General features: G+C 72.7%; 24 protein-coding genes. 12 read left to right on the top strand and 12 right to left on the bottom strand.

What is annotated here, in order from left to right; translation table 11 throughout:
• Positions 1–101: 101 nt before the first annotated feature.
• Genes C1703_RS18330 through C1703_RS18320 form a run of 3 tightly spaced genes read right to left on the bottom strand, consistent with a single transcriptional unit; the run spans position 102 to position 3,962 of the window.
• A complete protein-coding gene (locus C1703_RS18330) occupies positions 102–536 on the bottom strand; it encodes an NUDIX hydrolase (protein WP_114253891.1) in 435 nt (144 codons plus the stop codon).
• Positions 533–1,615: a CHAD domain-containing protein gene (locus tag C1703_RS18325; protein ID WP_114253890.1), complete on the bottom strand. Its 1,083-nt coding sequence runs from the start codon at positions 1,613–1,615 to the stop codon at positions 533–535. The genes C1703_RS18330 and C1703_RS18325 overlap by 4 nt, the downstream gene beginning before the upstream one ends.
• Entirely contained in the window at positions 1,596–3,962 is a 2,367-nt protein-coding gene (locus tag C1703_RS18320; RefSeq protein ID WP_114253889.1) for an RNA degradosome polyphosphate kinase, read from the bottom strand. The genes C1703_RS18325 and C1703_RS18320 overlap by 20 nt, the downstream gene beginning before the upstream one ends.
• Positions 3,963–4,188: 226 nt before the next feature.
• On the opposite strand from C1703_RS18320, the gene C1703_RS18315 reads away from it, so the two are divergent.
• The 6 genes from C1703_RS18315 (at position 4,189) to C1703_RS18290 (ending at position 9,687) form a co-directional block, all read left to right on the top strand.
• Positions 4,189–4,731, top strand: coding sequence for an RNA polymerase sigma factor (locus C1703_RS18315; protein WP_114253888.1), 543 nt, complete (start codon positions 4,189–4,191; stop codon positions 4,729–4,731).
• A 139-nt stretch (positions 4,732–4,870) separates the two neighbouring features.
• Positions 4,871–5,707, top strand: a complete 837-nt coding sequence (locus C1703_RS18310; protein WP_114253887.1) for a zf-HC2 domain-containing protein — start codon at positions 4,871–4,873, stop codon at positions 5,705–5,707.
• Positions 5,704–6,564, top strand: coding sequence for an ABC transporter ATP-binding protein (locus C1703_RS18305; protein ID WP_114253886.1), 861 nt, complete (start codon positions 5,704–5,706; stop codon positions 6,562–6,564). The genes C1703_RS18310 and C1703_RS18305 overlap by 4 nt, the downstream gene beginning before the upstream one ends.
• Complete coding sequence (locus tag C1703_RS18300; protein ID WP_114253885.1) at positions 6,561–8,078, top strand: ABC transporter permease; 1,518 nt, start codon at positions 6,561–6,563, stop codon at positions 8,076–8,078. Before C1703_RS18305 ends, C1703_RS18300 begins: the two co-directional genes overlap by 4 nt.
• Positions 8,066–8,716, top strand: coding sequence for an ABC transporter (locus tag C1703_RS18295; RefSeq protein ID WP_232840526.1), 651 nt, complete (start codon positions 8,066–8,068; stop codon positions 8,714–8,716). Before C1703_RS18300 ends, C1703_RS18295 begins: the two co-directional genes overlap by 13 nt.
• A 23-nt stretch (positions 8,717–8,739) precedes the next feature.
• On the top strand, positions 8,740–9,687 hold the full coding sequence (locus tag C1703_RS18290) for a LysR family transcriptional regulator (protein WP_114253884.1): 948 nt from the start codon (positions 8,740–8,742) through the stop codon (positions 9,685–9,687).
• Positions 9,688–9,715: 28 nt separating this feature from the next.
• Here C1703_RS18290 and C1703_RS18285 read toward each other — a convergent pair whose 3' ends face one another.
• On the bottom strand, positions 9,716–10,456 hold the full coding sequence (locus C1703_RS18285) for a dienelactone hydrolase family protein (RefSeq protein ID WP_114253883.1): 741 nt from the start codon (positions 10,454–10,456) through the stop codon (positions 9,716–9,718).
• A gap of 293 nt (positions 10,457–10,749) precedes the next feature.
• On the opposite strand from C1703_RS18285, the gene C1703_RS18280 reads away from it, so the two are divergent.
• Positions 10,750–11,163: a hypothetical protein gene (locus C1703_RS18280; protein ID WP_232840525.1), complete on the top strand. Its 414-nt coding sequence runs from the start codon at positions 10,750–10,752 to the stop codon at positions 11,161–11,163.
• A 137-nt stretch (positions 11,164–11,300) separates the two neighbouring features.
• Here C1703_RS18280 and C1703_RS18270 read toward each other — a convergent pair whose 3' ends face one another.
• Entirely contained in the window at positions 11,301–11,708 is a 408-nt protein-coding gene (locus C1703_RS18270; protein WP_114253882.1) for an SRPBCC family protein, read from the bottom strand.
• A gap of 111 nt (positions 11,709–11,819) precedes the next feature.
• On the opposite strand from C1703_RS18270, the gene C1703_RS18265 reads away from it, so the two are divergent.
• Positions 11,820–12,224, top strand: a complete 405-nt coding sequence (locus C1703_RS18265) for a VOC family protein (protein ID WP_114253881.1) — start codon at positions 11,820–11,822, stop codon at positions 12,222–12,224.
• Here C1703_RS18265 and C1703_RS18260 read toward each other — a convergent pair.
• The 3 genes from C1703_RS18260 to C1703_RS18250 are packed head-to-tail and all read right to left on the bottom strand — an operon-like array spanning position 12,204 to position 13,936.
• The gene (locus tag C1703_RS18260; protein WP_114253880.1) at positions 12,204–12,893 is read right to left on the bottom strand and encodes a helix-turn-helix domain-containing protein; all 690 of its coding nucleotides are present in this window, start codon (positions 12,891–12,893) and stop codon (positions 12,204–12,206) included. The genes C1703_RS18265 and C1703_RS18260 overlap by 21 nt on opposite strands.
• 21 nt (positions 12,894–12,914) lie before the next feature.
• The gene (locus tag C1703_RS18255; protein ID WP_114253879.1) at positions 12,915–13,115 is read right to left on the bottom strand and encodes a DUF397 domain-containing protein; all 201 of its coding nucleotides are present in this window, start codon (positions 13,113–13,115) and stop codon (positions 12,915–12,917) included.
• Positions 13,112–13,936 (bottom strand): helix-turn-helix transcriptional regulator, encoded by an 825-nt coding sequence (locus C1703_RS18250; RefSeq protein WP_232840524.1) that lies wholly within the window; start codon positions 13,934–13,936, stop codon positions 13,112–13,114. Before C1703_RS18250 ends, C1703_RS18255 begins: the two co-directional genes overlap by 4 nt.
• 134 nt (positions 13,937–14,070) lie before the next feature.
• On the opposite strand from C1703_RS18250, the gene C1703_RS18245 reads away from it, so the two are divergent.
• Positions 14,071–14,346, top strand: coding sequence for a hypothetical protein (locus C1703_RS18245; protein WP_114253878.1), 276 nt, complete (start codon positions 14,071–14,073; stop codon positions 14,344–14,346).
• Positions 14,347–14,350: 4 nt separating this feature from the next.
• Here C1703_RS18245 and C1703_RS18240 read toward each other — a convergent pair whose 3' ends face one another.
• Genes C1703_RS18240 through mshD form a run of 4 tightly spaced genes read right to left on the bottom strand, consistent with a single transcriptional unit; the run spans position 14,351 to position 16,612 of the window.
• The gene (locus tag C1703_RS18240; RefSeq protein WP_114253877.1) at positions 14,351–14,749 is read right to left on the bottom strand and encodes a hypothetical protein; all 399 of its coding nucleotides are present in this window, start codon (positions 14,747–14,749) and stop codon (positions 14,351–14,353) included.
• Positions 14,746–15,033 carry a hypothetical protein gene (locus C1703_RS18235; protein ID WP_114257485.1) on the bottom strand — a complete coding sequence of 96 codons (288 nt, stop codon included), beginning with the start codon at positions 15,031–15,033 and terminating at the stop codon, positions 14,746–14,748. Before C1703_RS18235 ends, C1703_RS18240 begins: the two co-directional genes overlap by 4 nt.
• Before the next feature lie 2 nt (positions 15,034–15,035).
• On the bottom strand, positions 15,036–15,659 hold the full coding sequence (locus C1703_RS18230) for a GNAT family N-acetyltransferase (protein WP_114257484.1): 624 nt from the start codon (positions 15,657–15,659) through the stop codon (positions 15,036–15,038).
• A gap of 26 nt (positions 15,660–15,685) precedes the next feature.
• Entirely contained in the window at positions 15,686–16,612 is a 927-nt protein-coding gene (gene mshD / locus C1703_RS18225; RefSeq protein ID WP_114253876.1) for a mycothiol synthase, read from the bottom strand.
• A gap of 145 nt (positions 16,613–16,757) precedes the next feature.
• On the opposite strand from mshD, the gene C1703_RS18220 reads away from it, so the two are divergent.
• The 3 genes from C1703_RS18220 to C1703_RS18210 all read left to right on the top strand — a co-directional run bounded on the left by C1703_RS18220 (position 16,758) and on the right by C1703_RS18210 (position 21,029).
• Complete coding sequence (locus C1703_RS18220; protein ID WP_114253875.1) at positions 16,758–18,575, top strand: bifunctional metallophosphatase/5'-nucleotidase; 1,818 nt, start codon at positions 16,758–16,760, stop codon at positions 18,573–18,575.
• Between the two features lie 58 nt (positions 18,576–18,633).
• A complete protein-coding gene (locus tag C1703_RS18215; RefSeq protein ID WP_114253874.1) occupies positions 18,634–19,857 on the top strand; it encodes a DUF2993 domain-containing protein in 1,224 nt (407 codons plus the stop codon).
• A 149-nt stretch (positions 19,858–20,006) separates the two neighbouring features.
• On the top strand, positions 20,007–21,029 hold the full coding sequence (locus tag C1703_RS18210; protein WP_114253873.1) for a cellulase family glycosylhydrolase: 1,023 nt from the start codon (positions 20,007–20,009) through the stop codon (positions 21,027–21,029).
• The last annotated feature ends 33 nt before the right edge of the window (positions 21,030–21,062 follow it).

Here is a 21,062-nt window from a genome sequence, read left to right as displayed (position 1 = left end):
AACGAGGGGTGAACCCCTGCCTAAGGCCTGGTTAGGTCACGGAATGCTTACGGGGAGAGCACGTACGCATTCCGCTTCCCGGACGGACCGACGCGTTCCGGTCAGCCGGCCGTCCGCGGCAGGTGCGGCACGGCGAGCAGCGCGTCCACCAGGGGGCGGTCGTAGGGCTGCGTGAGGCGGGCGCGGGCCGCCGCCGGCGCCAGCCACAGCACCCGGTCCACCTCGTCCGTCGGGGAAAAAGCGCAGGATATGGCCTCGGCCGCCCAGTAGCGCACCTGCTTGGGGCGGCCGTTCGCCCGGTAGCGCAGGGTGGGCAGCTCGGGGCCCGGCACGGCCCGGCAGCCGGTCTCCTCCGCCACCTCGCGCAGGGCGCCGGCGAGCGGGTCCTCGCCGCGCTTCAGCTTGCCCTTCGGCCAGGACCAGTCGTCGTATTTCGGCCGGTGGACGAGGCACAGTTCCAGCCCGCCGGTGACGGGGGAGCGGCGCCACAGGACGCAGCCGGCCGCTCGCACGGTGCGGTCCTCGGGTGAACTCACCGGGTACTCACCGCCTCCTTCTGCCAGGACTGCTGGAACGCGAACCGCGCGGCCTCCACCTCGTGCCGCTGGTCGGCGTGGAGCACGCCGAGGGCGTACGCCGTGGCCGGGGCGATCCGGGGCGTGCGGGCCGCCTGGGCCGCTGCCGCCGCCGCCTCCGAGGCGTCGCGGTGGCGGTTCAGGGCCTGGCCGGCGGAGAGCAGGCGCAGGTCGACGACGGCGTTGCCCTGGGGGCCGCTGAGCGCCTCGCGGGCGTAGCGGTGCAGGCGCAGCAGCAGGCGGACCTGGTGCCAGGGGGCGTCCTGCGGGTGCGGGACGGTGTCCGGGGACAGGCCGTGGGTGAGCGCCGCGGCGTTGTACGGGCTGCCCGCGGTGACGAGGGGCAGCGCGGCCACGGCGTCCCTGAGGCGTTCCTCCGCCGCCGCGGCGTGCGGGGCGAGGTCGGTGGCGGCGGCCGTGGTGGTGAGGGGGACCTCGCTGGCCAGGACCGCGACCTTGTCGGCGACGGCGTGGAAGCGGCTGCTGCCCAGGGCTTGCAGGGCCGTGGAGTGGGCCCGGGTGCGGGCCAGGGTCAGCTGACGGTCCAGGAGAGCGCCCGCCTTCGCCGCTCCCACGGTGAGGTTGCCGCGTTCCTGTGCCGCCGTCGGGCCGGACTGGGCTCCGGCACGAGGGCCCGCGGCCGGCTCGGTCGCCTGTGCCGGGAACGCCGTCGACCCCGACAAGCGGTGCAGGGCCGACAGCAGGCGTTCCAGGCGGGACGTGTACGCGTGTTCCATGGCCAGGGTTCCCGAGACCCAGGCCAGTTCCGGGCGCATGCCCTCGCACCAGTCCGTGTCCAGCAGGGGCTGGAACGTGTGCAGGCTGGCGCTGATGCGGCGGGCCGAGCGGCGCAGGGCGCGGGCCGCCTCGGCGGACGCCTCCGAGCCGTTCGCCCCCGACCCCGTCTCCCGGTGCAGGCGCAGCGCGCGGAGGAACTCCGTGGCCTGGGTCCGCAGGTAGCCCGCGAGGGCGTCACCGGTGGGGGCGGGCCCGGCGTGCCTGGACCGGGGATCCGTAGGGTCAAGGTGTTGCTGTGCCACGCCGGCGCCTCCGGGCGTCTATGAGCATCTCCTGGACGTTGCGCAGGGGCTGGCCGTCCGCGTCGGTCGCATGCCGGGTCCAGTCGCCGTCCGGGCCGAGGTGCCAGGAGGCGGTGGCGTCGGACATGCCGGTCTCCAGCAGCCGGTTCAGGGCCGCCCGGTGGGCCGGGTCGGTGACCCGGACCAGGGCCTCTATCCGGCGGTCGAGGTTGCGGTGCATCATGTCCGCGCTGCCGAACCACACCTCGGGCTCGCCGCCGTTGCCGAAGGCGAAGACCCGGGAGTGCTCCAGGAAGCGGCCGAGGATCGAGCGGACCCGGATGTTCTCCGACAGGCCCGCCACCCCCGGGCGCAGCGCGCAGATGCCGCGCACCCACACGTCCACCGGCACGCCCGCCTGGGCCGCGCGGTAGCAGGCGTCGATGATGGCCTCGTCGACCATCGAGTTGACCTTGATGCGGACGTACGCGGGGCGTCCCGCGCGGTGGTGCTGGATCTCCTTGGTGATCCGCGAGACCAGGCCGTCGCGCAGCGACTTGGGGGCCACGAGCAGCCGGCGGTAGGTCTCGCGGCGGGAGTAGCCGGAGAGCCGGTTGAAGAGGTCCGAGAGGTCCGCGCCGACCTGCGGGTCGGCCGTGAGCAGGCCGAGGTCCTCGTAGAGGCGGGCCGTCTTCGGGTGGTAGTTGCCGGTGCCGACGTGGCTGTAGCGGCGCAGCGTCTCGCCCTCCTGGCGGACCACCAGCGACAGCTTGCAGTGGGTCTTCAGCCCGACCAGGCCGTAGACCACGTGGCAGCCGGCCTCCTCCAGCTTGCGGGCCCACTTGATGTTGGCGTGCTCGTCGAAGCGGGCCTTGATCTCGACCAGGACCAGGACCTGCTTGCCGGACTCGGCGGCCTCGATGAGCGCGTCGACTATCGGGGAGTCGCCGGAGGTCCGGTACAGGGTCTGCTTGATCGCGAGGACGTCCGGGTCGCCGGCCGCCTGCTCAAGGAAGGCCTGCACGGAGGTGGAGAACGAGTCGTACGGGTGGTGCAGCAGCACGTCCCGCTCGCGCAGCGCGGCGAAGATGTCCGGCGCGGACGCCGACTCGACCTCGGCGAGGTCGCGGTGGGTGCCGGCGACGAACTTGCGGTACTTCAGCTCGGGCCGGTCCAGGGAGGCGATCCGGAACAGGCCCGTCAGGTCCAGCGGGCCCGGCAGCGGATAGACCTCGGCCTCGCTGATCTTCAGCTCGCGCACCAGCAGGTCCAGGACCTCGCGGTCGATGGACTCCTCGACCTCGAGGCGCACCGGCGGGCCGAAGCGGCGGCGCATGAGCTCCTTCTCCAACGCCTGGAGCAGGTTCTCCGCGTCGTCCTCCTCGACCTCCAGGTCCTCGTTCCGGGTGAGGCGGAAGGCGTGGTGCTCCAGCACCTCCATGCCGGGGAACAGCTCCTCCAGGTGCGCGGCGATGACGTCCTCGATGGGGACGTAGCGGCCCGGGGAGCTCTCCAGGAAGCGGGACAGCAGCGGCGGCACCTTGACCCGGGCGAAGTGCTTGTGGCCGGTGACCGGGTTCCGCACGACGACGGCCAGGTTCAGGGACAGGCCGGAGATGTACGGGAAGGGGTGCGCCGGGTCGACCGCCAGCGGGGTCAGCACGGGGAAGATCTGGTGCCGGAACAGGGTGAACAGGCGGGCCTGCTCCTTCTCCTGGAGCTCGCTCCAGCGGACCAGGTGGATGCCCTCCTCCGCGAGTGCGGGGGCGACGTCCTCGTGGTAGCAGGCGGCGTGCCGGGCCATGAGCTCGCGGGAGCGGGCCCAGATCATCTCCAGCACCTCGCGGGGCTGCAGGCCGGAGGCGGAGCGGGTGGCCACGCCGGTGGCGATGCGGCGCTTCAGGCCGGCCACCCGGACCATGAAGAACTCGTCCAGGTTGCTGGCGAAGATCGCCAGGAAGTTGGCCCGCTCCAGCAGCGGCGTGTTCGGGTCCTCGGCGAGTTCGAGCACGCGCTCGTTGAACGCGAGCCAGCTGCGCTCCCGGTCGAGGAAGCGGCCCTGCGGCAGCTGGACGCCGTCGACCTGCGACTCCTCGTACGCGTCGAGGTCGGCGTCGATGTCGGGTTCCAGGTCGGAGACGGCCGCGGCCACCGTGTGCGGGCGGTGGGCTGCTATGGAGCCCACGGAGGGCTGCGCGTGCTGGACCTGTGCCTGGGTGTTCGGCTGGCTCATGGACCCATTCTTCCGCGCCGCGAGCATCACGGGCGCGTCGGAGAGCGCGGGCGGGAGCGGGGGCGTCACATGAGTGGTCCCGTTTCCCTCAGGCCCCTGCTGGGGTGGCGAAGGCTCTGGCACGGCGGGATTCATTGGCCGAGCTTCGCAAGCTCGTCTGAATCGATGGTTACGGAGACATGACGTGCGGGATAGCGGGGGGCGGCTCGCGGGCGTCCACGGGGCCCGGGCGGGCCGCGGGCGGCTGTCCACAGGGCCCGGGGTGTGGCGCGGGCGGCTGCCCACAGGCTGTGGACGGCTCCCGGGAAAGTCAAGCCGTGCTTTCGTGAACCGTTCCGGCCGGGCCGTCCGATGAGGGGGCGTGAGCGAAACGAGAAGCGACGGGGAGCTGCTGCGGGCCGTTGCCGCGGACGCCGACCGGCGTGCCTTCGAGGAGCTGTACCGGCGGTACGCGCCGTGGCTCCGGGCCCGGCTGCGGGGGCGGTGCGCCGATCTGGGTGTCGTCGACGACGTCGTCCAGGAGACGTTCCTCGCGGTGTGGCGGGGCAAGGCCCGCTACCGGGAGGAGGGCGACGTCGCCGGGTGGCTGTGGCGCATCGGGTCGCGGCGGCTGGTGGACGCGCTGCGCGGCGACGGGGCGCGGGGGCGGCTGCGGCAGGCCCTGGCCCGGCTGCGGCACCGGGACGAGGCGTCGGCGGAGGAGCGCGTGCTCGCGGGGGTGGAGCACGGGGACCTCGCCGGGGCACTGGTCCGGCTGTCGCCGGAGCTGCGGGCGGTGCTGCAGGCGACGGTCATCGACGGGCTGACCACCCGTGAGGCGGCCGTCCTGCTCGGGATCCCGCCGGGGACGGTCAAGACACGGGCGATGCGGGCCCGGAAGCAACTGCGGGAGGCACTGGCATGAGGCGGCACGGACGGGAGGGGCTGTGGCCGTCGGGGGGCGGTCTCATGGCCCGGCATGGACGGGAAGTCATCCGCCGGCCAGGGGGCGGCTTCGTCAGCCGGCATGGATGGGCATGGCTGCGGCCGTCGGAGGTGGCCTCATGAGCTGGCACGTACCCGAGGACGATCTGCTCGCCTACGCGCGGGGCGAGCTGGCGGCGCCCGCGCTCTGGTCCGCCGACGCGCATCTGACCTCCTGCGACCGCTGTCGCCGGGTCCTGGCCGAGGTCGGTGACCCGGTCGCCCTCGACACCGGCTGGGAACGGCTCGACGCCGAGCTGGACGCGCCCCGGGCGGGGCTGCTGGAGTCGCTGCTCGTGCGGGTCGGGGTGGCCGGGCACACCGCGCGGCTGCTGGCGGCGGCGCCGGTGCTGCGCCGGTCCTGGCTCGGGGCCGTGGTCGCCGTGCTGCTGCTGAGCGTGACCGCCGGGCACGCCGTGCGGGGCGGGTCGTTCCCCACCCTCTTCCTGGCCCTCGCGCCGCTGCTGCCGCTGGCGGGCGTGGCCCTGTCGTACGGTCCCGCGCTCGATCCGACGTACGAGATGACCGTCGTCGCGCCGCTGCACGGGTTCCGGCTGCTGATGATCCGGACGGTGGCCGTGCTGGCCGTCGTGCTCGGGCTGAACGGGCTGGCGACGCTGGCGCTGCCCGCGTACGGGCTGCGCGCGCTGGCCTGGCTGCTGCCCGCCCTGGCGCTCACCGCGACCGGGCTCGCGCTGACGCCCCGGCTGGGGCCGGTGCTCGCGCCGTCCCTGGTGGGCGGGGCGTGGGTCGGGCTGCTGCTGGCGGCCGAGGCGCTGCGCGCGGGGGCCGATGCGCCGCTCGCGCCGTTCACCGCGGCCGGGCAGGGCGTGGCGGCGGGGGTCGCCGCGCTCGCCGCCTGGCTGCTCTTCCTGCTCCGTGACCGATTCGACCTCTTCCAGGGACGTGCCGTATGACCGCCACCGTGTCCGCCACCGGGCTCAGTCTCCGCTACGGCGGAACCCGCGCCCTCGACGACGTATCGCTGCGGCTGACCGGTGGTGTCACCGGTCTGCTCGGCCCCAACGGCGCGGGCAAGACCACACTGCTGCGGGTGCTCGCCACGGCCCTGCCCGCCGACCGGGGCACCTTCACCGTGCTCGGGCACGACCCGGCCACCGCCCGGGGACGCCAGGAGGTACGGCGCCGGCTGGGCTACCTGCCGCAGACGCCGGGGTTCCATCCGGACTTCACCGCCTTCGAGTTCGTCGACTACGTGGCGATCCTGAAGGAGCTGACCGACCGGCGCGCCCGGCACCGGGAGGTGCGGCGGGTGCTCGACGAGGTCGGCCTCGCGGACGTGCGCGGCAAGCGGATCCGCAAGCTGTCCGGGGGCATGCGGCAGCGGGTCGCGCTGGGGGCCGCCCTGGTCGGCGACCCCGGGTTCCTCGTACTGGACGAGCCGACCGTCGGCCTCGACCCCGAACAGCGGATGCGGTTCCGGGAGTTGATCGCCGGGGCCGGGGAGGGACGCACGGTGCTGCTGTCCACCCACCAGACGGAGGACGTGGCGATGCTCTGCCACCGGGTCCTGGTCATGGCCGGCGGCCGGGTCCGCTTCGAGGGCACCCCGGCCGAGCTGACCGCCCGGGCCGAGGGGCGGGTCTGGAGCAGCACGGAACGCGATCCGGGAGCGAAGGCGGGGTGGCGCACCGGCACCGGGACCTTCCGCAACGTGGGCGATCCCCCGGCGGGGGCCGAACTGCTCGAACCGACCCTGGAGGACGGCTACCTGCTCACCCTCGACGGTGCCGGAGCGGAGGTGGCCGCATGACCGCCGTCGTACAGGCAGCGGCCCCGCCGGCCGCCCGCGACGAGCGCGGCGGGGCCGGGGCGGCCGTGTGGGCCCTGGCCCTGTTCGAGACGCGCCGGCTGCTGACGAGGGTGCCCGTGCTCCTCGCCTTCGCCGTGTACCTCGGCTGGACCGTGTGGCGCTCCGGGAAGGCCTGGGGCGGCTACCCGGCCCTCCAGGACGCCGACCGCGCCACCCAGACCGCGCCGATGCTGGTCGGGCTGGCGGTCCTGCTGAGCGCCAACCTCGCCGCGTTGCGCTCGCGGCGGCACGGCACGGAACAGCACTTCGGGGTGCTGGTCCTCCCGCCGTGGCGGCGCACGGCCGCCCATGCGCTGTCGGTGCTGGCCGCGGCCCTGCTCACCGCCGTGTGCGTGGCCGCGCAGTTCGGCTGGGAGGCGCTGCGGCCCGGCGCGATCGGGCACGGCTCGGTGGGCGAACTCCTCGTGGGGCCGCTGAGCGTGCTGCTGTTCGGGCTGGCCGGCCTGCTGGCCGCCGGGCTGGTGCGGTCGGCTCTCGTCGCTCCGCTGCTGGTCGTGTTCTGCCTGTTCCTGTCCGTCTTCGGTACGGGGTCGGGCGAGGGCTGGGGAAGGTGGCTCGTGCCGGTGGTCGGCGAGCCGTCCACCAACACCCTGCCGTCCGACCTGCTGGGCCGGCCCGCCGGCTGGCACGCCCTGTACCTGGCCGGACTGGCCCTGAGCCTGGGCCTGCTGGCGCTGCTGGCGGCGGGCGGACGCCGGCCGGCGGTCGTCGCCGGGGTCGCCGGGGCGGTCGCCATGACACTGGTGGGCGGGGTGGCCCAGGCGCGCGGCGACTCCCCCGAGCTGGTCAGGGCCCGTGAACGGGCCACGCTGAGCCCCGAGCAGGTGCAGTCCTGCGCCCGGCGGGACGGATCGACGTACTGCGCGTTCCCCGAGTGGGAGCCGCGGGTCGCGGACTGGGCCGGGGTCGTGGACCGGGTGCGGTCCCTGGCCGGTGGCCCCGCGCACCGGCAGGACGTCGTCGTACGGCAGCGGATCGACGCCCGCTACGGCCTCTCCGGCGACGCTACGCCGATGCCGCTGGAGCGTCCGCACGAGGTGACCGTGGGCACCCAGTGGGGCGGCAACCGCGTCCCCGAGTTCTCGGCCGCCGTGGCCGGAGTGCTGGTCGCGGGCACCGAGAAGGCGTCGACGTCGATCTGCGACGGCCGCGTCGTCACCGTCATGTGGCTGGCCCTGGGCTGGGAGTCCGACCCGATGGCCGCGCTGCGCCGCGTCCGCCTCAACGACACCGTCACCGGCTCGGACTTCGTGCTCCAGCCGACGGACGGGCTGTACATGACCGCGGCCCAGACGGAGGTGCTGCGCGCGCTGTTCGAGCGGCCCCGGGGCGAGGTCACCGCCCGGGTGAAGGACCGCTGGGCCGAGCTGACCTCGCCGAAGGTGACGGCGGCCCGGGCCGCGCAGCTGCTCGGCGTGCCGGCACCCGAGGGGGACGACAAGTGCCTGGACTGACCCGGCAGCTGGTCCTGCCCGTCTGCCGGGCCCTGCCGTGGCGCCTGGTCGGCGCGGCCGGGGGAGCGGGGCTGCTGCTGGCCGCGCTCACCCGGACGTGGGGCGAGACGGGCGAGAAGCTGTCCCTGCCCCTGCTGCGGGCCGCGGTGCTGGCCTTCGCGATGGGCCTGGTGTTCCTCCTGGACGACCCGGCCCGGCACACCACGGCCACCGTGCCGACCCCGCGCCCGGTGCGCGTGGCCCTGCGCGTGGCCCTGGTCCTCCCGGCCGTGGCGGCCTGGTGGACGGCGGCCCTGCTGCTGGTGCCGCCGGACGTACGGCCCCCGGTCGCCGACCTCACGCTGGAGGCCGGGGCCGCCTTCGTCCTGGCGGTGGCCGGCGCGGCGGCGGCGGTGCGCTTCAGCGACGCCACCCGGCCCGGCCCGCCGGTGGCGGCGGGCCTGCTGACCTCGGCGGTCCTGGCCGTGCTGTTCTGGCCCGAGCGCTGGGCCCTGTTCGTCCCGGTGGAGGACGACCGCTGGGCGGCGGCACACGACCGGTGGGCGGTGGTGCTGGCCGGGGCGGTGCTGGTGGGCGGGGTGTGTGCGGGGGAGCCGGTGCGGCGGTGGAGGCGGGGATCATGGCGGGCCGGGGCTTGACGGGATGCGGCTAGGTTGTCGCCGTGGACCTCAAAGCCGTACGCACCTTCGTCGCCGTGGCCGACGCCGGGCAGTTCCAGAAGGCCGCTGTGGACCTCGCCCTCACCCAGCAGGCCGTGTCGAAGCGAATCGCCGCGCTGGAGAAGGACCTCGGGGTGCGGCTGCTCGTCCGTACGCCGCGCGGGGCGGAGCTGACCATCGACGGGCAGGCGCTCCTGCCGCACGCGCGGGTCCTGCTCCAGGCGGAGGAGCGGGCGGTCGCCGCCGTGCGGCCCGGGGACCGGGCGCTGCGGGTGGACGTCGTGGGGCGCCGGGTCGCCACCGGGGGACTGGTGCAGGCCTTCCACCGGGCGCGTCCCGAGATCGCGCTGGACGTCGTCACGTTGTTCGACGCGGATACGGCCGTGGCGGCGGTCCGGGACGGGGCCGTCGACGCCACGTTCCGGGCCGTCACCATGCCCGGACAGCGGCTCCCCGACGGCATCGCCGCCGTGCCCGTCCTCGACGAGCCGATGCACCTGTGCGTCGGCCCCGGCCACGAGTTCGCCCGGGCGGAGTCCGTGACCCCGGCCCAGCTGGCCGGGCACCGCGTCTGGATGCCGGGCAACGTGCCCGGCACCGAGTGGCACGCCTACTACGAGGCACTCGCCGCCGAGTTCGGGCCGGTCATCGACACCATCGGCCCCAACTTCGGCCTCGAAGCGCTCCTCGACACGATCGCCGGCTCCCCGACCGTGGCGACCTTCCTCAGCGAACGGACCCCGCACGTCTGGCCGGTCGGCCACGACCTGCGTCTCGTCCCGCTCCGGGACCCGACGCCGGTCTACCCGCACTCCCTGCTCTGGCGGCCGGACAACCCACACCCGGGCCTGACCGCCCTCCGCGACCACCTGACGGCGACCCGCCCGCGACCGCCCGAGGGGGAGACCTGGCGTCCGTGGTGGGCGGAGACCCCTCCCGCCTCGGCCTGACGCCGGGACGTGCCGGGCCGCCGGAGCCTCAGCTGTTGCCCAGTGTGGCGTCGAGGAGGGGGAGCAGGCGGTCCCAGTGGCGCTGGAGTCCGGCGGGGTCGAAGGCGTCGGTGTCGGGCATGGTGAACCCGTGGACGGTGCCGGGGTAGATCTCGGAGGTGTAGTCGACCTGCGCGGCGTCCAGGGCCCGGTTGAGCTCGCCCAGCGCCTCGGGCGTCAGGTCGCTCGCGGCGTGGCCGAAGTGGACCTGGGCGGTGATCTCGGCGAGGGTGCCGGGCCCGGCCGCGCCCACGGGAGCATGAAACGCGGCGACGGCGGCCACCCGGCCGGGGTGGGCCGCGGCGGTGCGCACCGCCAGGAGGCCGCCTATGCAGTACCCGGTCACCGCGACCGGTCCGGCGGCGACCTCGGGCCGGTCGGTGAGAAACCTGAGGTAGGCATCGGCGTCACGCAGGACGCGTTCGGCGGTGTGCGCCTCGATCAGCGGCATCAGCCGGGCCATGAGCGCGGGCCGGACGTCTTCGCCGATGTGCGCGGGGAGGTCGATCACGGGTGCCGGGCCGTGCCGGTAGAAGAGGTTGGGGACCAGCACGTAGTACCCGTGCCCGGCCAGCTCGCGGGCCATCTCCCGCAGCACGGGCCGGATGCCGAAGCCGTCCGCGTACAGCAGCACGCCTGGGTGCTGGCCGCCGTGGCCGGGGAAGGCGGCGAAGGCGTCGGCCTGGCCGTCCGCGGTGGGAATCAGCAGCGTCAGGGTCTTGGTGGGCATGAGCTCTCCTGTCGTGATTGATGTGCCGAAGCCTGTGATCAACACGACGGAGGCGGAGCCCGTACGGCGCTCAGGAGAGCACCGGGTCACCAATCCGTGTGTGGCGCGATGCCGTCCCGGTATGCATGGCCGCAGCCTAGCCCACCGGGGACTCTGCGGCATGACCACGCCATGACGAGCCCTGCTGCCTTCCGGGACCAGAGCAACTGGTCCGGTGGTTACTACGAGTTGGCCGTCGAGGTGGGGGGGGGTGCTTCGGGCGGAGAGATCGTGAACCCGAGGAACAGGATCGCGTGCCGTGCACGGTCGGCTCTCTGACCGAGTACGGCCACCTTCGCGGTCAGGTCCGTCTGCCGACCGGCCACCTGGTCGTATGCGGTTGCGTGGCGATCCGCGGCGGTGACGACAGCGGCGACTGGCTGGACTTCTACGTCCCCCTGGGAGCGCTGGACCACGCGGGGGTCGCGCACTGGGACGGCCGGCCGTTCTTCAGGTCCAGTGTGCTGGACGACTGGCTGGCCACCATCGGGGCCGAGACCTTCAAGAGCGCTCCCTTCAGCCTCGGCGTCATCGGCTTCGAGGTCTCTGGGTGCACCAACGCGTCGACGCTGAGGGGAAAGCTGCCGCAGACGCGGGGCATCGGATACCTGCTTCCGCAGGGCGACGACGTCCTGCGCTACGGCGCCGTCAACACTGAGTCCTTCTGACGCCCGCCAGGTACGACGTCCACGAGGCCGCGCCGAACAGGAGTATCGAGGCACCGAACTGGCCCCTCACCGAGGGCCCGGTCGGCGCGTCCTTCACCGTGGACAGCCGGCGCGGGCCAGTGACCTTCGGCCGAGGGTCAGCCCTGCTCCATCACCCGCTTGAGCTCGGCGAGGTCGGCGGAGACCGCCTCCGCGTCGCGGCGGAACTCCTCGTCGCTCATCCACGGCTGCCGGCGCAGCGTGAAGACCACCTCGCAGCCGGAGCCGTCGGCGAGCACCCGCATCGGATTGTGCACGGTCTCGCCCGAGGGCAGCGTGACGTCGTGGTCGAGCACGCCGAAGTCGTTCCTGGGCGTGAACACGATCACGACCCTGCCCATCGGTGACTCCCCCACCCACCGCCCGTCCAGCCGCTCGACGGAGCGGGCCAGTCCGGGAGCCCAGCCGGGAATGTTGCCGGGGTCCGAGACGTAGTCGTAGACCTCCCGGGCCGGGCGGTCGACGGAGATGCTCAGGTGCCGGGATGTCCGTGTCGTGGTCGTCATGGCGGCGACGTTACGAGGGCGGCCGAGGGGCGGTCTTGAACGGATCGGACGCCCGCGGCCGGTGTCCGTTTCCTTCAAGACCGGCCGCCGCGGGCTGCCTACGGTGGGCCCATGACCGCACGATTCGATGCCATCGGCCTGGTCGTCTCGGACATGGCCGCCTCTGTCGCCTTCTACCGCCGGCTCGGGTTCGCCTTCCCGGAGGGCGCCGAGCACCAGCCGCACGCCGAGGCCGGACTGCCCGGCGGGCTGCGGCTGATGCTCGACACCGAGGAGACCGTCCGGTCCTTCCACGCCGCGTGGGAACCGCCCCGCGGCGGGGGCCGGGCCTCGCTGGCCCTGCGGTGCGACGGGCCGGCCGAGGTGGACGCGCTGTACGAGGAGCTGGTCGGCTCCGGTTGCCGCGGCGAGCTCAAGCCCTGGGACGCCTTCTGGGGCCAGCGGTACGCGGTGGTGCTCGACCCGGACGGCAACGGCGTGGACCTGTTCGCCCCGCTAGCCGCCGCGGCCGATTAGCTCCCCCAGCGGCAGGCCCGCCAACTCCCGTACGTCACGGGCGAGGTGGGCCTGGTCGGCGTAGCCGGCCCGGGCGGCCGTGTCGGCGAAGGGCACGCCGTCCCGGGCCAGCGCGAGGGCGCGGCGCAGCCGCAGGATGCGGGCCAGGGTCTTGGGGCCGTAGCCGAACGCGGCCAGCGATCGGCGGTGCAACTGGCGGGCGCCGAGGCCCAGTTCGTCGGCGGTCGCGGCGACCGTGCGGCCCGCGCCGAGGGCGGTGACGACCTGCCGCAGCAGCGGGTCCGGGGGCCCGGCACCGGCCGCAAGCCGCAGGGCCAGCTCTTCGAGACCCCTCGCCGGGTCGGGCGCCGCGTTCACGCGGCCGGCCAGGCGCCGTACCTCCGAGGCCGGCCACAGGTCCGAGAGTTCGGCACGGCGGTCGCGCAGCTCGTGCGCCGGTACGCCCAGGAGCGCCGGGGCCGTGCCCGGGTAGAAGCGGACCCCGGCCCAGGCGCCGGTCCCGCCGTCCGTGAGGTGGGCGTGGGTGTCGGGCCCGGCGACCAGCAGCCGCCCGTCGTGCCACAGCAGGTCCATACAGCCGTCGGGCAGGACCCGCCCCGCCCCGGACCGGTCCGGGGTGTTGGTCCACACCACCGCCCCGGCCAGTCGTGACGCCCGCTCCACGTACACGTACGCCAGGCTACGCCGGTGTCATCGACTCCTGACGTCCGCCAGGAACGATGTCCACGAGGTCGCGCCGAACACGAGTATCGGGCCCTGGGGCTGCTTGCTGTCGCGGACCGGGACTGTGCCGGGGCAGTTGTCGGCGACCTCCACGCAGTCGTTGGCTCCCCCTTCGCTGTAACTCGACTTGCGCCACACAGCGGTGCTGAGATCGACGGTGCTCGTCATGATCTGTGCTCCTTCAGTACGTCCCTGATGAACGCAAGCGAGTCCGACGGGGACAGCGCCAGGTCGCGGAGCCGATCGTAGGACAGTCGTTGTCGCAGAAATTCGTCCGGATCTTCGATCAACCGGCTGCACCCGTTGCCTTCCTTGTAGGCAACGGCGCTTCCTTCCCGCTGCCAGAGCAGGGTCAGTGACCCATTCATATGGTGGTGCGCGCCCGCCGAGAACGGCAGTACTTGGAGCGTCACATTGGGCCACTGCGCGGCAGTCTCAAGGTGGAGCAGTTGATCGTGCCAGGTCTTGCCCCGGACTGCGGGGCGCCGGAGTGCGAACTCGTCCATGATGACCCGCACCTCAGGCTCCGGTTTCTGCCTCAGCAGATACTGCCGTCCCAGCCGCGCCGCCACTTGCTCCTCGACGGCCTCGCCACCGTCGGCCGTTGTCTGAGCCCCAGACAACACGTCCCGAGCGAAGTCCTCGGTTTGCAGAAGCCCGGGAATACCCGGCGAGAACACCCGGATGACTCGTGCCGACGCCTCCAGTTGCATGTATGCCTTGTACTGATCCTTGAACGCATCCAGCCGAGCCGCCTTCCAATGGCTGACCAGCAGGTCACCCGTGCCGTAGTACCCGTCCAGGTCCTCCATGACCGTCACCTTGGACAGCCGCTCCCCGGACTCCAGTCGGCTCAGATAGCTCTTCTCGTAGCCGGTCTCGTCGGCCAACTGCCCCAGTGACTTACCGGCCTTCTCCCGCAGAACCTTCAGCGTCTGCCCCAGCATCGCCCGCCCGGAAACCGGCTCCGCGTCAACCTTGCCGCCCACGTCACCCCTCCCCGTTGCCTGCGCGTCAGACAACCCCGAACCTCTTCCGCAGCGTACGCGCGATCAGTGACGATCGGGGCACGAACGGTAATCACCGCTCGTCACACCCTGTTCCCCGCCCGAGAGGCCCCCGCATGAGGCTGCTTCCCTGGACCGGCGCCGACGGCAAGCCGTGTTACCTCAGCACCGACAACCCGCACAGCCTGCTCTCCCGGCTCGCCGACGACGTCGAGGCCGCTCAGCTGGCCTCCGCCGAGCAGGTGCTCGCCGGCTGCAAGGCCGTGCTCGACGACCGCGAGGCGGGTGAACGCGCCGTGCGTTTCGCGTTGGTCAGGGCGGTGGAGTCGCTCGCGGACGTGCTGCGCATCGTGGTCAGCCGGGGCGGGCGTATCCCCGAGGGCGACGGGTGACAGGTCAGTGGAAGCCGAGCATCCGGGGGGAGTCGATGTCCACGGTGAGGATGCCGGGCGGGTACTCGTCCTCCCGCCCGGTCAGGATGATCGACATGCCACCGGTCTCCAGGTGCGGTGTGGCGATGTACAGGGCGTGGCAGATGTCAGGGTCGCCCCAGCCGTCCCTGATCATCGCGCCGACCGTCGCGGCCCCGGTCTGGTTGAGAGGGTCGACCATGACGCCCGGCAGGGCGAGAACATCACCGGCGACGCCCTTCTCCACGGACTCGGCGTAGATCAGGCACAGAGCCGGGATGTGCAGCCAGTCCCCCGGCGTGCGGGCGACGTTGTCGGCGAGGTGGTGCAGGGCGCGGTGCCCCTGGGTGAGCGCGACGACCGCGCTCGTGTCGAGAACGATCACGCGGCCATGCCTCGCAGGTTGTGCATCTTCTCCGCGGCCATCGCGTAGATGTTGGCCAGCACGTCCGGCCCCTCGTCGAACTCCTCGTCCGTCAGCGTGCAGCCCATCCGCTCACGCAGCACCTTCCTCGTCGCGGCCACGCGCTCGGCGATCTGGGCGGCCGTGAGCTGCTCCGCCGCCAACTGCTCCACAAGCTGCCCCAGGGTCACGCCGCGCTCCTTGGCCACCTGCGCGAGATGGTCACGGGCCTGCCGGGACACCTGAATGGTCGTGTTGTCTGCCATGGTCACACTGTAGCTGCGTCACAGCGACCTGTGCCCGGATCTCCGCCCCCTTCCCCGTTCGTGTCCGGACGGCCGGGACCGGCCTGGTCCCGGGCGCACCCCGCCTGCCCGAGGTCCTTCTCCAGCAGCGTGAAGGACTTGGGTACCCCGCCCGGCTGCGGCTTGCCCTCCTTGTGGCCCACCACGCGGTAACCGGCGTCCCGGTAGTAGGCGTTGAGCGGCGCGTTGCCCGCCAGGCAGTCCAGGCGTACACGGCTCCGGCCCGCCTCGGACACCCGGCGTTCCGCCGCGGTCAGCAGCAGCCGCCCCGTGCCGGGCGCGGCGGTGCTCCGGTCCACCATGAGCCGGTGCACGTAACCGGCGACCGGCGGCTGCGGGCCCCAGACGGACTCGTCCTCCCACCACAGCTCCCAGGCGCCGGCCACGCGCCCGCCGGTCTCCGCCAGCCAGACCTCGCCGTGTGCCATGACCCGGCGGAAGTGGTCCTCGTCCAGCTCCCCGGGCCGCCACTGCCCGGTGATGCCGCGGGTCAGCATCCAGCGGGCCGCGTCGTCGCGGAGGCGGACGAGGGCGGCGAGATCGGACTCGGCGGCCGGACGCAGGCGCAGATCAGTGGCCGGACGCAGGCGCGGAGCATGCGCCGCAGGGCCCGTCACGTCTCCGTCCGGTACATCAGATCCACCTCGTGCGTCACGAACCCCAGCCGCTCGTACACCGACACCGCCGCCTTGTTGTCGGCGTCGACGTACAGCATCGCGGTCGGCAGGCCCTGCCCCGCGAGGTGCCGCAGGCCGATCGTGGTGAGGGACTTGCCGAGGCCGCCGCCCTGCGCGCCCGGGGCGACCCCGAGGACGTACACCTCGCCGAGGCCCTCCTCGGCGTGGACCTTCGTCCAGTGGAAGCCGACGAGTTCGTCGCCGCGGAAGGCGAGGAAGAAGCCCGCCGGGTCGAACCACGGCTCGGCCTTGCGGTCGTCGAGGTCGCGTTGGGTGAGGGAGCCCTGCTCGGGGTGGTGGGCGAAGGCGGCGGCGTTGACCGCGAGCCAGGCCGTGTCGTCCTGGCCGGGGACGAACGTGCGGACCGTGACGTCCGGCGGCAGCGCCGGCTCGGGTGCGTCGAAGCCGGTCAACGGGCGGCGCATCTGGCGCAGTTCGCGGAAGAGCGTGAGGCCGAGGACCTGGGCGAGGTGCCGGGCGGCGGAGTGGCCGCCGTGCGCCCACACGCGAAGCCGCTTGCCGGAGGCCGCCAGCAGGGCCGAGCCGAGCGCCCGGCCGTGTCCGTGCCCGCGGTGTCCGGGGTGGACGACCAGTTCGGCGGCCGGCGGCTCCACCTCGTCCGTGTCCTCCAACTGGGCATAACCGACAAGTTCGCCGTCGACGGTCAGCAGCAGATGGGACACGCCCTCCCGCTCCCCGCCGCGCAACTGCAACCGGCCCTGTTCGGACACCGCCTGCTGCCCGTCGGTCCGGGCCGCCTCGGCGAGCAGTCCGAGCACGGCCTCGGTCTGCTCCGGGGAGAGCGCGGCAAGGGTCTCGATCGAGCGGGGGCGGCCGGGCCGTACGGTGTCGTCGCTGGTCATGCGTATGAGGGTACGGGGCCCCACCGGCAAATCGGCGGTAAAGAAGCAACCAGGATGTAACCACGAAAGACCTGTCGCGCTACGCGCGTTGACTCTAGGCTGCGCCGGACGACATCACTGTCCCAGCAGACCCACAGGGGGGCGTATGCCAGCCAGTTCCGCGGCGCATCCGGAGCGCCGGAGACGTCGTACGTACCGATTTGTCGCTCTTGCCGCCGGTGTCGTCACCGTCGGCGCGCTGTCCGCCGCGGCGCTGCCGGGGGCGGCGACCGCCGGCGAGGACCACCGCGAGGGCGGCCACTGGCCCGGCCGCTACCAGGACGTGCAGCTGCTGTCCTTCAACGACCTGCACGGCAACCTGGAGCCGCCGGCGGGTTCGTCCGGGCGGGTCACCGAGCACCAGCACGACGGCACGACGAGGACCATCGACGCGGGCGGCGTCGAGTACCTCGCCACGCACCTGCGGCAGGCCCGCCAGGGCGAGAAGTACTCCATCACCGCCGCCGGCGGCGACATGGTCGGCGCCTCCCCGCTGATCTCCGGGCTCTTCCACGACGAGCCGACCATCGAGGCGCTGAACAAGCTCGACCTGGACGTCACCTCCGTCGGCAACCACGAGTTCGACGAGGGCGCCAAGGAGCTGGCCCGCCTGCAGAACGGCGGCTGCCACCCGAAGGACGGCTGCTACACGGACGAGGAGTTCGCGGGCGCCGACTTCCCCTACCTGGCCGCCAACGTCCTCGACGAGAAGACGAAGAAGCCGATCCTCAAGCCCTACTGGGTGTGGAAGAAGAAGGACGTCAAGGTCGGCTTCATCGGCGTGACCCTGGAGGGCACCCCGGACATCGTCTCCGCCGAGGGCGTCAAGGGCCTGGTCTTCAAGGACGAGGTCGAGACGATCAACAAGTACGCCAAGGAGTTGCAGCGCAAGGGCGTGAAGTCGATCGTCGCCCTCATCCACGAGGGCGGCTTCCCGGCGTCGACGTCGTACAACTACGACTGCGACTCCCCGGGCGCGGGCGACGGCATATCCGGCCCGATCGTGGACATCGCCAAGAACATCACGCCGCAGGTGGACGCGCTGGTGACGGGGCACACCCACGCCCCGTACGTGTGCACCGTCAACGACCCGGCGGGCAAGCCCCGCATGGTCACCTCGGCCGCGTCCTTCGGCCGTCTCTACACGGACACGACGCTGACGTACGACCGTCTGACCGGCGACATCGCCCGTACGGCCGTGAAGTCGGCGAACCGCGTGGTCACCCGGGACGTCCCCAAGGCGCCCGACATGACCGAGCTGATCAGCAAGTGGAACACCCTCGCCGCGCCCATCGGCAACAAGCCGATCGGCTACATCTCCGGCGACATCGGCAACACCGGCACCGAGTCCCCGCTCGGCGACCTCATCGCCGACGCCCAGCTCGCCCACGGCAAGCAGCTGGACCCGGAGACCGACCTGGCGCTGATGAACCCCGGCGGCATCCGGGCCCCGCTGACGTACGCGGCCAAGGCCGGTGAGGGCGACGGTGTGGTGACCTACGCCGAGGGCTTCACGGTCCAGCCGTTCGCCAACACCGTAAACCTGCAGAACTTCACGGGCGCCCAGCTGATCCAGGTGCTCAAGGAGCAGGTGTCCGGCCCGAACGCGGCCTCGCCGAAGGTGCTCCAGGTCTCCGCCGGCCTGACCTACACGCTGGACCTCACCAAGTCCGGTGCCGACCGGGTGGTCACGGACAGCATCAGGCTGAACGGCGCGGCCATCGACCCGGCGGCCACCTACCGCGTCGCGACGAACAGCTTCCTCGCGGGCGGCGGCGACGGATTCCCGACGCTCGGCCAGGGCACGAACGACGTCGTCGGCAGCGACGACCTCGCCGCGCTGGAGCAGTACCTGAGGGCCAACTCCTCGGCCGGCAGCCCGATCGCACCGCCGAAGGCGGACCGGATCACGATCGTGAAGTAAATCGCATACCTGGAGTTCAGGTTGCGGGTGGGGGCGGTGCGCATGGTCGGATGGATCGATGCGTACCCCCCACCACACCGATGCGCATCCGCGTCCGAACCCTTACGAGGAACTCGCCGCTCTCGACGACGGGCCTCTGGAGGAGACCCCTCTGGAGGAGTTCCGCAAAGAGTCCTGGGAGTCCCAGGGCTCCGAGGACGGCTCCGAGGACGCCTGGGCCCCGCCGGTGCACCGCCGGGGCGGCCGTCGTAGGAAGAATCGTTTCGCCGGGCTGCCGTTCGCGGTGAAGGCGGTGGTGGGCCTGGCCGTGCTCGCCGCGTTCACCGCGCTCGGCGACCGCTGGGCCGTGCTCTACGCCGAGCACCGGGCCGCCGACACCCTCAAGGACCGCCTCGACCTCGCGGCCGCGCCCGAGGTGGAGATCGGCGGCTTCCCCTTCCTCACCCAGCTCGCCGACAAGCGGCTGGACGCGGTGAAGGTGACCGTCCCGGACGTCGCCGCCGACCGGGTCTCCCTCGCCGAGGTGTCGGCCACCGCCCATGACATCCGGCTGGACGCCGACGGGCTCACCTCCGTGCGCGGCGCCCACGTCCCCCGGTTCGAGGGGGACGTCGTGCTGTCCTTCGCCGACCTCAACCGCGAACTGGGCGCCTCCCAGGTGACGTTCACCGGCGAGGGCCGCGACCGGGTCCGGGCCCGCGGCACCCTGCCGGTCGCCGGGCACGACCTGCGGCTGCGGGCCGAGGCCCGGATCCAGCGGCAGGGCGAGCGGGGCATCGCGACGGAGATCGGCGGCATGCGCCTGGACATCGGGGACCTGGCCACCTACCGCCCCGGCACCCGCGCCTCCGAGGGCCTGCACCTGACGCCCAAGGGGTCCGCCGACCTGGCCCGGGAGACCCGCAAGGCCAAGGCGCTGCTGTCGGTCCCGGCGATCGTGCAGCGCATGGGCGTGCCCGAGACGACGGTCCGCGAGGCCCTCGCCGACGACGGCAAGCTCGCCGAGCTGACCGGCTCCCCGCGCTTCGCCCGCCAGGCCGAACGCCTCAACCTCATCGACCTGGCCCTGGACAACCCCGAGGCGCTCCGCCGCCTCGGCCTCGACCCCGCCCTCCTCGACTCCCTGTCCGGCCTGACCCGCCCGGTCCTGGCCGACCGGCTGTCGCTGGCGTTCGAACTGCCGAAGCCCGAGCAGGGGAACGTACGGCTGGACGACGTCAGGGTGGAGGAGGACGGCATCCGGGTGCGGGTGTCGGGATCGGGGCTGAACGTGGGCTCGTAGCCCGGCGGGTCCCCAGCCTGCGTTCTTGATGAAATTTGGTGAGCAGATGTGTTGACCTCTGTTCGAGTCCTCTTCTAGTTTGCGGGGGCCAACGAGCCGCCGCTCTCCACGCGAGGTCTCGCGAACGCAACTGCTCAGAAGGGGACGTCGTGTCACGAAAGACTCATCGGGGGACAGCCGGCCTGGGGGCGCTGCTCGCCTGCGCCACGGCATTCGGCGGGGTCCTCGCCTCCCCCGCAGCCGCCTCCCCCACCGCCCCGCCGCCCGTCAGCGACTTCAAGGGCGTCAACTGGGCCGACCCGCGCGACAACTACGCCCACGACGCGGTCGTGCCCTCGGGCCTGTCCACCTCCGACAGCTACGCCACCACCTACGCCAAGTCCAAGGCGATCATCGGCGGGTTCTCCGAGCTCGGCGCCAACACCGTCCGCCTCCCGGTCAACCCGGCCTCGGTGAACGGCCCGTTCTGGAAGGCGTACCGGGGCGCGATCGACGCCGCCACCGCCAAGGGCTTCAAGGTCATCCTGGGCTACTGGGAGGCCGACAACGCCAAGGACGGCAAGATCGACAACCAGGCTTCCTGGGACCAGATGTGGGCGCGGATCACCTCCGCCTACGCCCGCAACTCCAAGGTGTACTTCGAGCCGATGAACGAGCCGTTCGGCTACACCGCGCAGGAGTGGACCGACATCGCCGCGAAGTGGGTGGCCACCCACGGCAACGTGCCGCGCGACCGGATCCTGATCGGCGGCTACAAGTACAGCGAGGACGTCAAGCCGGTCTGCGCCGACCCGCGCCTGAAGGGCACCCGCCTGGCCCTGCACAACTACGGCTTCTGGCACACCGACTGGACCAGCGTCGACCAGTGGAAGCAGGACTTCAAGGCCCGCATCGGCGACTGCGCCTCGCGCACGATCCTCGACGAGTTCGGCGCCTCCATGACCACCGGCCTGGACTACAACGGCCCGGTCAACGGCTCCAACGAGATCGCCTACATCCAGGCCGCGACCGACACCATCCGCGAACTGGGCCTGGGCTCGGTCTACTGGCCCGGCCTGCGCAACGGCGACACCTACTCCCTCACCACGCTCCAGGGCACGGGCACGAACCTCAGCCTGACGGTGAACAACCAGAGCGGCCTGGACCGGCTGCACTACGCCTGGAAGCAGTAGGCGCCCCCCCAGGGGAGCCGATGGTGGCCCTTC

The sequence above is a fragment of the Streptomyces sp. Go-475 genome (assembly GCF_003330845.1).
Taxonomy (GTDB): Bacteria; Actinomycetota; Actinomycetes; order Streptomycetales; family Streptomycetaceae; genus Streptomyces.
The sequence above is the reverse complement of the archived record's forward strand: the minus strand, read 5'-3'. Positions and strand labels throughout refer to the sequence as shown.

What these genes read in the sequence shown, in the direction of transcription:
- C1703_RS18320 (WP_114253889.1), bottom strand. Translation starts at nt 3,962, where the DNA reads ATGAATCCCGCCGTGCCAGAGCCTTCGCCACCCCAGCAGGGGCCTGAG.
- C1703_RS18310 (WP_114253887.1), top strand. Translation starts at nt 4,871, where the DNA reads ATGAGCTGGCACGTACCCGAGGACGATCTGCTCGCCTACGCGCGGGGC.
- C1703_RS18305 (WP_114253886.1), top strand. Translation starts at nt 5,704, where the DNA reads ATGACCGCCACCGTGTCCGCCACCGGGCTCAGTCTCCGCTACGGCGGA.
- C1703_RS18300 (WP_114253885.1), top strand. Translation starts at nt 6,561, where the DNA reads ATGACCGCCGTCGTACAGGCAGCGGCCCCGCCGGCCGCCCGCGACGAG.
- C1703_RS18285 (WP_114253883.1), bottom strand. Translation starts at nt 10,456, where the DNA reads ATGCCCACCAAGACCCTGACGCTGCTGATTCCCACCGCGGACGGCCAG.
- C1703_RS18270 (WP_114253882.1), bottom strand. Translation starts at nt 11,708, where the DNA reads ATGACGACCACGACACGGACATCCCGGCACCTGAGCATCTCCGTCGAC.
- C1703_RS18265 (WP_114253881.1), top strand. Translation starts at nt 11,820, where the DNA reads ATGACCGCACGATTCGATGCCATCGGCCTGGTCGTCTCGGACATGGCC.
- C1703_RS18255 (WP_114253879.1), bottom strand. Translation starts at nt 13,115, where the DNA reads ATGACGAGCACCGTCGATCTCAGCACCGCTGTGTGGCGCAAGTCGAGT.
- C1703_RS18245 (WP_114253878.1), top strand. Translation starts at nt 14,071, where the DNA reads ATGAGGCTGCTTCCCTGGACCGGCGCCGACGGCAAGCCGTGTTACCTC.
- C1703_RS18235 (WP_114257485.1), bottom strand. Translation starts at nt 15,033, where the DNA reads ATGGCAGACAACACGACCATTCAGGTGTCCCGGCAGGCCCGTGACCAT.
- mshD (WP_114253876.1), bottom strand. Translation starts at nt 16,612, where the DNA reads ATGACCAGCGACGACACCGTACGGCCCGGCCGCCCCCGCTCGATCGAG.
- C1703_RS18220 (WP_114253875.1), top strand. Translation starts at nt 16,758, where the DNA reads ATGCCAGCCAGTTCCGCGGCGCATCCGGAGCGCCGGAGACGTCGTACG.
- C1703_RS18215 (WP_114253874.1), top strand. Translation starts at nt 18,634, where the DNA reads ATGCGTACCCCCCACCACACCGATGCGCATCCGCGTCCGAACCCTTAC.